This is a genomic window from Bradyrhizobium diversitatis, from assembly GCF_016031635.1.
Lineage (GTDB): Bacteria > Pseudomonadota > Alphaproteobacteria > Rhizobiales > Xanthobacteraceae > Bradyrhizobium > Bradyrhizobium diversitatis.
Genome location: NZ_JACEGD010000058.1, coordinates 19257 through 27077 on the forward strand (window position 1 = coordinate 19257; position 7821 = coordinate 27077).

General features: G+C 65.2%; 8 protein-coding genes. All 8 read left to right on the plus strand.

Annotated elements, in window-relative coordinates:
- The first annotated feature begins 72 nt into the window (after nt 1–72).
- Nucleotides 73–1230, plus strand: coding sequence for a thiolase family protein (locus H1B27_RS36965; protein ID WP_061881409.1), 1158 nt, complete (start codon nt 73–75; stop codon nt 1228–1230).
- A complete protein-coding gene (locus tag H1B27_RS36970; protein ID WP_197969429.1) occupies nt 1230–1619 on the plus strand; it encodes a Zn-ribbon domain-containing OB-fold protein in 390 nt (129 codons plus the stop codon). The genes H1B27_RS36965 and H1B27_RS36970 overlap by 1 nt, the downstream gene beginning before the upstream one ends.
- A 249-nt stretch (nt 1620–1868) precedes the next feature.
- Nucleotides 1869–2729, plus strand: coding sequence for a MaoC family dehydratase (locus H1B27_RS36975; RefSeq protein WP_197969430.1), 861 nt, complete (start codon nt 1869–1871; stop codon nt 2727–2729).
- 194 nt (nt 2730–2923) lie between these two features.
- Nucleotides 2924–3802: an SDR family oxidoreductase gene (locus tag H1B27_RS36980; protein ID WP_197969431.1), complete on the plus strand. Its 879-nt coding sequence runs from the start codon at nt 2924–2926 to the stop codon at nt 3800–3802.
- A gap of 14 nt (nt 3803–3816) precedes the next feature.
- Nucleotides 3817–3951, plus strand: a complete 135-nt coding sequence (locus H1B27_RS40910) for a hypothetical protein (protein ID WP_283817049.1) — start codon at nt 3817–3819, stop codon at nt 3949–3951.
- Between the two features lie 50 nt (nt 3952–4001).
- The gene (locus H1B27_RS36985; protein WP_197969432.1) at nt 4002–4955 is read left to right on the plus strand and encodes a dihydrodipicolinate synthase family protein; all 954 of its coding nucleotides are present in this window, start codon (nt 4002–4004) and stop codon (nt 4953–4955) included.
- Between the two features lie 4 nt (nt 4956–4959).
- A complete protein-coding gene (locus H1B27_RS36990) occupies nt 4960–5757 on the plus strand; it encodes an NUDIX hydrolase (protein WP_197969433.1) in 798 nt (265 codons plus the stop codon).
- A gap of 212 nt (nt 5758–5969) precedes the next feature.
- On the plus strand, nt 5970–7821 hold a 1852-nt coding region (locus H1B27_RS36995; RefSeq protein ID WP_197969434.1), incomplete at its 3' end, for a PAS domain S-box protein.

Below are 7821 nucleotides of genomic sequence, written 5' to 3' on the forward strand. Positions count from 1 at the left end.
CGCGCTTGCCAATCAGGCCATCGCGGTTCAGAAAAACCCGAGCAAGAAGAAGCGCAAGCGGAGACCTGAAGTTTGACCATCAAGGGCAAGGCCTACATTGCCGGGATCTACGAACACCCGACCCGGCACGCGCCGGACAAATCCACCGCCCAGCTCCACGCCGAGGTCGCCAGGGGCGCGATCGAGGATGCCGGGATCAGCAAGGACGATATCGACGCCTATTTCTGCGCGGGCGATGCCCCCGGCGGCGCCTGGCCGATGGTCGATTATCTCGGCCTGAACACCAAGAAGCTTCGTCACGTCGATTCCACCGAGACCGGCGGCTGTTCCTACATCATCCATCTCGGTCACGCTGCCGAGGCGATCGCGGCGGGCAAGTGCTCGATCGCGCTGATCACGCTGGCCGGCAAGCCGCGCACCGGCGCGATGCCGCCGCGCGCGGCCGGCGCCGAGGCCGATTTCGAATCCGCTTACGGCGCGACCACCCACAATGCCTACGGCATGTGTGCCATGCGCCATATGCACGACTATGGCACCACCTCCGAGCAACTCGCCTGGATCAAGGTCGCGGCATCGCACCACGCGCAATACAATCCGCATGCGATGCTCAAGGACGTCGTCACCGTCGAGGACGTGCTGAATTCGCCGATGATCTCCGATCCCTTGCATCGCATGGATTGCTGCGTCGTCTCCGACGGCGGCGGCGCGCTGATCGTGACCACGCCCGAGATCGCCAAGAGCCTGAAGAAGCCGCTGGTCCGACTGATCGGCCATGGCGAGGCGATGAAGGGCCCGCGCGGCGGCAAGGATCTCGACCTCACTTATTCGGCCGGAATCTGGTCCGGTCCGCGCGCGTTCGAGGAAGCCGGCATCACGCCGAAGGACATCAAATACGCCTCGATCTATGACAGCTTTACCATCACCGTCTTGATGCAGCTGGAAGACCTCGGCTTCTGCAAGAAGGGCGAGGGCGGCAAGTTCGTCGCCGACGGCAACCTCATCTCGGGCGTCGGCAAGCTGCCGTTCAACACCGACGGCGGCGGCCTCTGCAGCAACCATCCGGTCAACCGCGGCGGCATGACCAAGATCCTCGAGGCCGTGCGGCAGCTGCGCGGCGAGGCGCATCCGAAGGTGCAGGTGAAGAACTGCGATCTCGCCATCGCCCACGGCACCGGCGGCCTTTTGGGTGTCCGCCACGCCGCCTCGACGGCCATTCTGGAGCGCGTGTGATGGTAGATGCAAAGAAATATCCGGCGCCGGTGACGAACCCGGAAACCGCAGCGTTCTGGGACGCGGCGAAAGAGAGCAAGTTCATGATCAAGCGCTGCACCGCCTGCGGCGAAGCGCACTACTTCCCGCGCTCGATCTGCCCGTTCTGCTACTCCGACAAGACGGTGTGGGAGGAAGCCTCGGGCGAGGGCACGATCTACACCTGGAGCCTGATGCGGAAGTCGCCGACCGGTCCTTACGCGATCGGCTATGTCACGCTGAAGGAGGGCCCGTCGGTGCAGACCAATTTCGTCGACTGCGATCTGGAGAAGCTGAAGATCGGCCAGAAGGTGAAGGTGGTGTTCAAGCCCACCGACGGCGCCCCGCTCCCGTTCTTCACGCCGGCTTAAATTCTTCCCTTCTCCCCTTGTGGGAGAAGGTGGCATAGGCCGCCTCCGGCGGCCGTCCTTAAGATACGCCGAAGCGAAGCTTCGGCTACGGCGCCGGATGAGGGGTTTCTCTCCACAGAGAGACTTTCACTGCGGAGCCAACCCCTCACCCAAACGAGTTTGCCGCACGGCTCTCGCGGCCCTCTCCCACAAGGGGAGAGGGCACTTCGACTGGCCGCGGCGCATAAGAATCCGGAAGGAAACAACAAGATGTCCGCCAGATACGAAGAACTCAAAGGCCTGAAGAACATCGGCCAGAAATATGCCTACACCGACCGCGAAGTGATGCTTTACGCCTACGGCATCGGCCTCGGCGCCGATCCCATGGACGAGAAGGAGCTCGCCTTCGTCAACGAGGGCACGCTGACGCCGCGGCCGCTGAAGGTGGTGCCGACCTTTGCCTCCGTCGCGGCGTGGGGCTCGGGGCCGGGCGAGATGAATCTCAACCGCGTCATGGTGGTGGACGGCGAGCGCGACATCACCTTCCACCAGCCGATGCCGGTCGCCGCGAACATCACCGCCGATTCCTCCGTCGTCGAGGTCTACGACAAGGGCAAGGACAAGGGCGTCGTCATCGTTCACCAGACCGTGCTGAAGAACGAGAAAGGCGAGAAGCTGGCGACGCTGGTTGCCTCGCGCTTTGCGCGTGGGGACGGCGGGTTCGGCGGGCCGAACCTGAGTCAACCCGATCCGCACAAGATCCCCTCGCGCGCGCCCGACAAGACCATCGACATCACGACGCGTCCGGACCAGGCGCTGGTCTATCGCCTCTGCGGCGACCGCAATCCGCTGCACTCCGATCCGGAGTTCGCGAAGAAGGCCGGCTTCCCGCGCCCGATCCTGCACGGCATGTGCACCTACGGCATCACCTGCCGCGGCGTGCTCCAGACCTATGCCGACTACGACGCAAGCGCGTTCCGCCAGCACGTCGCGCGGTTCTCCTCGCCGGTCTATCCCGGCGAGACCGTGACCATGGACCTCTGGAAGGACGGCAACGTGATCTCGTTCGAAGCCAAGGTGAAGTCGCGCGGCGTCACCGTGATCAAGAACGGCAAGACGGTGCTGGGTTAGGCGGACACCGGCGGCGCGCTCCCTCGCCCCGCTTGCGGGGAGAGGGTGGGGTGAGGGGGAGTCTCCCCGGGGACGGTGACAGTCGAGTACGCGGAGGCTCCCCCTCACCCTGAAATCAAGCTGCGCTTGATTTCAGGCCTCTCCCCGCAAGCGGGGAGAGGCGAAGGAAGAAGAGCAAACAGGGAGAAGCCATCATGGGACTGCTCGACGGCAAGGTTGCGCTGATCACCGGCGCGGGCGGCGGGCTCGGTGAGGCCTACGCAAGACTGTTCGCGCGGGAAGGGGCCTCGGTCGTCGTCAACGATCTCGGCGGGCCTCGCGACGGCTCCGGTGCCGACAAGTCAATGGCGCAGCAGGTGGTGGACGCGATCAAGGCCGAGGGCGGCAAGGCGGTCGCCAACGGTGCCGACATCTCCACCATGGAAGGCGGCCAGTCGGTGTTCGACGACGCCATCAAGCACTTTGGCCGCGCCGACATCCTCGTCAACAATGCCGGCATTTTGCGTGACCAGACCTTCGCCAAGGCCTCGGAAGCCGACTGGGACAAGGTCATCAAGGTGCACCTGAAGGGCACCTTTTGTTGCACCCTGCCGGTGTTTCGCTGGATGCGGGAAAATGGCGGTGGCGTCATCGTCAACACCTCCTCGACATCAGGGCTGATCGGCAATTTTGGCCAAAGCAATTACGGTGCGGCCAAGGGCGGCATCTGGGGCCTGTCGAACGTGCTGGCGATCGAGGGCCGCAAGTACAACATCCGGGTCTGGACGCTGGCCCCGGGGGCCCTGACCCGCATGACCGCAGACCTGCCCCGCTATAAGGAGAACCCCGGCGCGGCGCTGGGGCCGGACGGCATCGCGCCGGCCGTGCTATACATGGTCAGCGATTTGTCGGGCGACCAAACCGGCAAGGTGCTGGGCGTGTCCGGGCCCCGCGGCGTGCGCGAAATGCGGATGATGGAAATGGAAGGCTGGAAACCGCCGTACACGGGCTGGAAAGCCCAGGACATCGCCGATCACGCCAAGGAGATCTTCTTCTCCGAGGAGCAGATCAAGATGGGGGCGCGGCGGTTCTGATTGAAGAGTACCGCATGGAGCGCTCCGGCCGGAACATTGGCTTTGTTGCTTTAGCAGCGCTCGCGACGTTAATCGTGCTTTACTGGCGATCGATTGTTTTTGTGACCATGGTTCTGCTCTATACCGCGTGGCATCGATTGTTCGGCTGACACGCCCGGGGTGAAACCAGGGCACTTGCAAGGAGAGATAGGGAAAGACGATGAAACTCACCGCCGACGCCAAGGGCACCTTCGCAATCGCGCCGACGCCGTTCCACGACGACGGCCGGATCGACGAGCGCTCGATCGACCGCCTGACCGACTTCTACGAGGAGGTCGGCTGCGACGGCGTCACGGTGCTCGGCATCATGGGCGAAGCTCCCAAGCTCGACGCCGCCGAGGCCGAGCAGGTGGCGGTGCGCTTCGTCAAGCGTGCCAGGAAGATGCAGGTGATCGTCGGCGTCTCCGCGCCGGGCTTTGCCACCATGCGCTCGCTGGCAAAGGCCTCGATGGATGCGGGCGCGGCCGGCGTGATGATCGCGCCGCCGCCGTCGCTCCGCACCGACGATCAGATTATCGGCTATTTCAAGCAGGCGGCGGAAGCGATCGGCCAGGACGTGCCCTGGGTGCTCCAGGATTATCCGCTGACCCTCTCGGTGGTGTTCACGCCTGCGGTGATCCGCAAGATCGTCATGGACAATCCGAACTGCGTGATGCTCAAGCACGAGGACTGGCCGGGCCTGGAGAAGATCTCGGCGCTGCGCAATTTCCAGAAGGACGGTTCGCTCCGGCCACTCTCGATCCTCTGCGGCAATGGCGGGCTCTTCCTGGATTTCGAGATGGAGCGCGGCGCCGATGGCGCCATGACCGGTTACGCCTTCCCCGAGCTTCTGATCGATGTCGTGCGCCTGTCGAAGCAAGGCAAGCGCGATGCCGCGCATGATCTGTTCGACGCGCACCTGCCGCTGATCCGCTACGAGCAGCAACCGGGCGCCGGCCTTGCCGTGCGCAAATACGTGCTGCAGAAGCGTGGCGTCATCGCCTCCAGCGCCCAGCGCAAGCCCGGCGCCACCATCACGGCGGCGGCGAAAGCGGAGGTCGAGTACCTGCTGTCGCGCGTCGCACGCGTGGACAAGCGCGCCAATCTTGGCCCGCAATCCAGCGCAGCAGGCTAGTTGAATGGCCGAGACATCAGCATCACGCCCGGCGTCGACGATCCTCCTGCTGCGCGACGGCGCAGCACGGGACATCGAGGTGTTCATGATGGTTCGCCATCATCAGATCGAGTTCAACTCGGGCGCGCTGGTGTTCCCCGGCGGCAGCGTCGATGTCGGCGACAAGGAGATCGTCGCGCGCTCGGACCTGTATTCCGGCGGGGAGGGCCTCAGCGAAGCGGACCGCGGATTTCGTATCGCCGCGATCCGCGAGACCTTTGAAGAGAGCGGCATCCTGCTGGCGCGATCGAAGGATATCGGCGCGCCGGTCGACGCCAAGCGTGCCGGCGAGATCGCCGACGCACACCGGGTCGCCCTCAACGAGCACAAGATCAGCTTTCTCGACATTCTCGCCGACAATGGCCTTCAGCTCGCGCTGGACACGCTCGTGCCCTACGCACACTGGATCACGCCGGAGGGCATGCCAAAGCGCTTCGACACGTGGTTCTTCCTCGCGGCAGCTCCGCCCGATCAACTCGGCGCCCATGACGGCCGCGAGTCCACGGATTCGATCTGGGTCTCGCCGCGCGAAGCGGTGGAGGGCGGTGAGAGCGGCCGCTTCAAGTTGCCGTTTCCGACCACGCGCAATCTGATCCGGCTTGCGAAGCAGCCCAACGTGAGCGCGGCGCTGGAGCACGCCCGCGGCCTGTCCATCGTCACGGTCATGCCGGTCATGACCAAGACTGAAGCCGGCCGCCAGCTCCGCATCCCCCGCGAAGCCGGCTATGACGGCGAGGTGTTCGAGGTGGGGGCTGTCGGCTGACACACTTCGATGGGTAGCGAAGTATCGACGACCGCGGACGCGCTCGGTTCCGTCCATGGCATCAGCTGTCGGCGCTCGCGGTGTTTTCGACCGCGGCAGCGCTCGGGCGGCATGACCCGATATTAACGATATTCCGCGCCCCGAGGCATGTTCCCCCCGGGCGGCAATACGTCGTATATTGGGTCTCCAGCAGCCCGGTCCTCAAACCAGCAATGTCCGCCGAATTGACGCCGCCCCCTGAGAAAAGGCGAACATTTTCGCTCTCCATCGGCCAGCTCACCTTCGGCAGCTTTCTGTTGATGCTGGCGGTGATCATCGTCACCTCGACCGCGAGCGTGATCGCGATCCGGCACATCGACACGACATTCGCCGAGCTGCAGCGGCTCCAGAGCGTCGGAGATCTCGCCGAGGACATCGATCGCCGCATGAACGAGCTGCGCGTCGCCGCGCGAGACTTCGTCACAGACCCCGGCGCCGGCATCCAGTTCCAGCAGGTGGGCGAGGCGGCCTCGACCCTGAGCGACATCCTGAAGAAGACCCGCATCGAGCTCGCGCCCGAACAGCAGGACATGATCGACGGGGTCACCGAGCGGCTTGCGACCTATCGTAACGGTCTGGAGCGGATCTCGACCCTGATCGACCGCCGCGCCCAGCTGCTCGCCGGCCTGCCGCCGCTGCGCGAACGGTTCGATGCAGCCATCGCAGGCACTGCGGACCGCGAGCTGGCATCCCGCCTGTCCGAGGCGCAGAGCCGGATCGCGGTCGGGCTGCTCGCGCGCAACCCGTCCGCGGCCGAGCAGGCCGCGCAAGGGATGCGGGCGCTTGATATTGGCGATGCCAAGCTGAAGTCTGCGGTGAACGACTATGCCGAGGCCATCATGGCCGTCGCCGTCCGCGAACGGCAGATCGCCGACATCGATCGCGAGGTGCTGGGCACCGAGGGCCGATTGATCGGCCGCGTCACCGAATTGCTGCGCGAGGTCAGCGCAAGGCGCGGCCACGTGCTGTCGCGCGACTTTGCCCGCACCCTGACCGAGGCGCGGTGGCAGAGCATCGTGCTCGGTACGATCGGCGTGCTGATCGGCATCGCCGCTGCGTTGTTCGTCGTACGCAGGACGGTGCGTCCGCTCGCCCAGATCGCGCGATCCATCCGCGCGCTTGCGGCCGGCCGGAAGGACACGTCGATTCCGTCCGCCGAGCTCGACAACGAGATCGGCGACATCGCGCGGGCGGCCGAAGTGTTCCGCCGCGCGCTGGAGGAGGCCGACACGGCGCGCGAGGCGGCGGTACACGCGCTCACCGAGCAGCGCCTCGCCGAAGAGAGCTACCGGAAACTGTTCGAGGGCTCGGTCGACGGCATTTATGTGACGACGCCGGCCGGCGACCTCCTCAATGCCAATCCGGCGCTGGCGCGGATGATGGGCTATGACAGCCCGCAGCAGCTGATCGACAGCATCAACGACATCGCCCACACGATCTACGTCCATCCCGAGGCGCGTGCCGAATACCAGCGGTTGATGGCGCGCGACGGCATGGTGCGCGAATTCGAGTACCAGGTACGCCAGCGCAACGGCAACATCCTCTGGCTCTCCGACAGCGCCACGGGCGTGCGGGATGAGCAGGGCAACATCGTCCGCTACGAGGGTACGCTGCGCGACATCACCGACCAGAAGCGCGCGGAGGACGCCATCGCCGAAGGCCGACGCCTGCTCCAGCAGGTCATCGACACCGTGCCCGCGGTGATCAACGTCAAGGACCGCGAGCTGCGCTACGTGCTGATGAACCGCTACATGGCGGGCATCTTCGGCATCGAGCCCGGCGATGCGCTCGGCCGCACCACGGCCGATCTGATGTCACGCTATGGCGCGGCCAAGTCCGACGAGAGCGACAAGAGGGTGCTCAAGCTCCGCAAGGGGCTCGGCTTCTACGAGGAGGAGTACAAGGACGCGGCAGGCAACATGCGGCAATGGCTGGTCAACAAGCTGCCGCTGCTCGATGCCGAGGGCGAGATCGAGCGGATCGTGACCGTCGCGCTCGACATCGGCGAGCGCAAGCGCGGCGAGC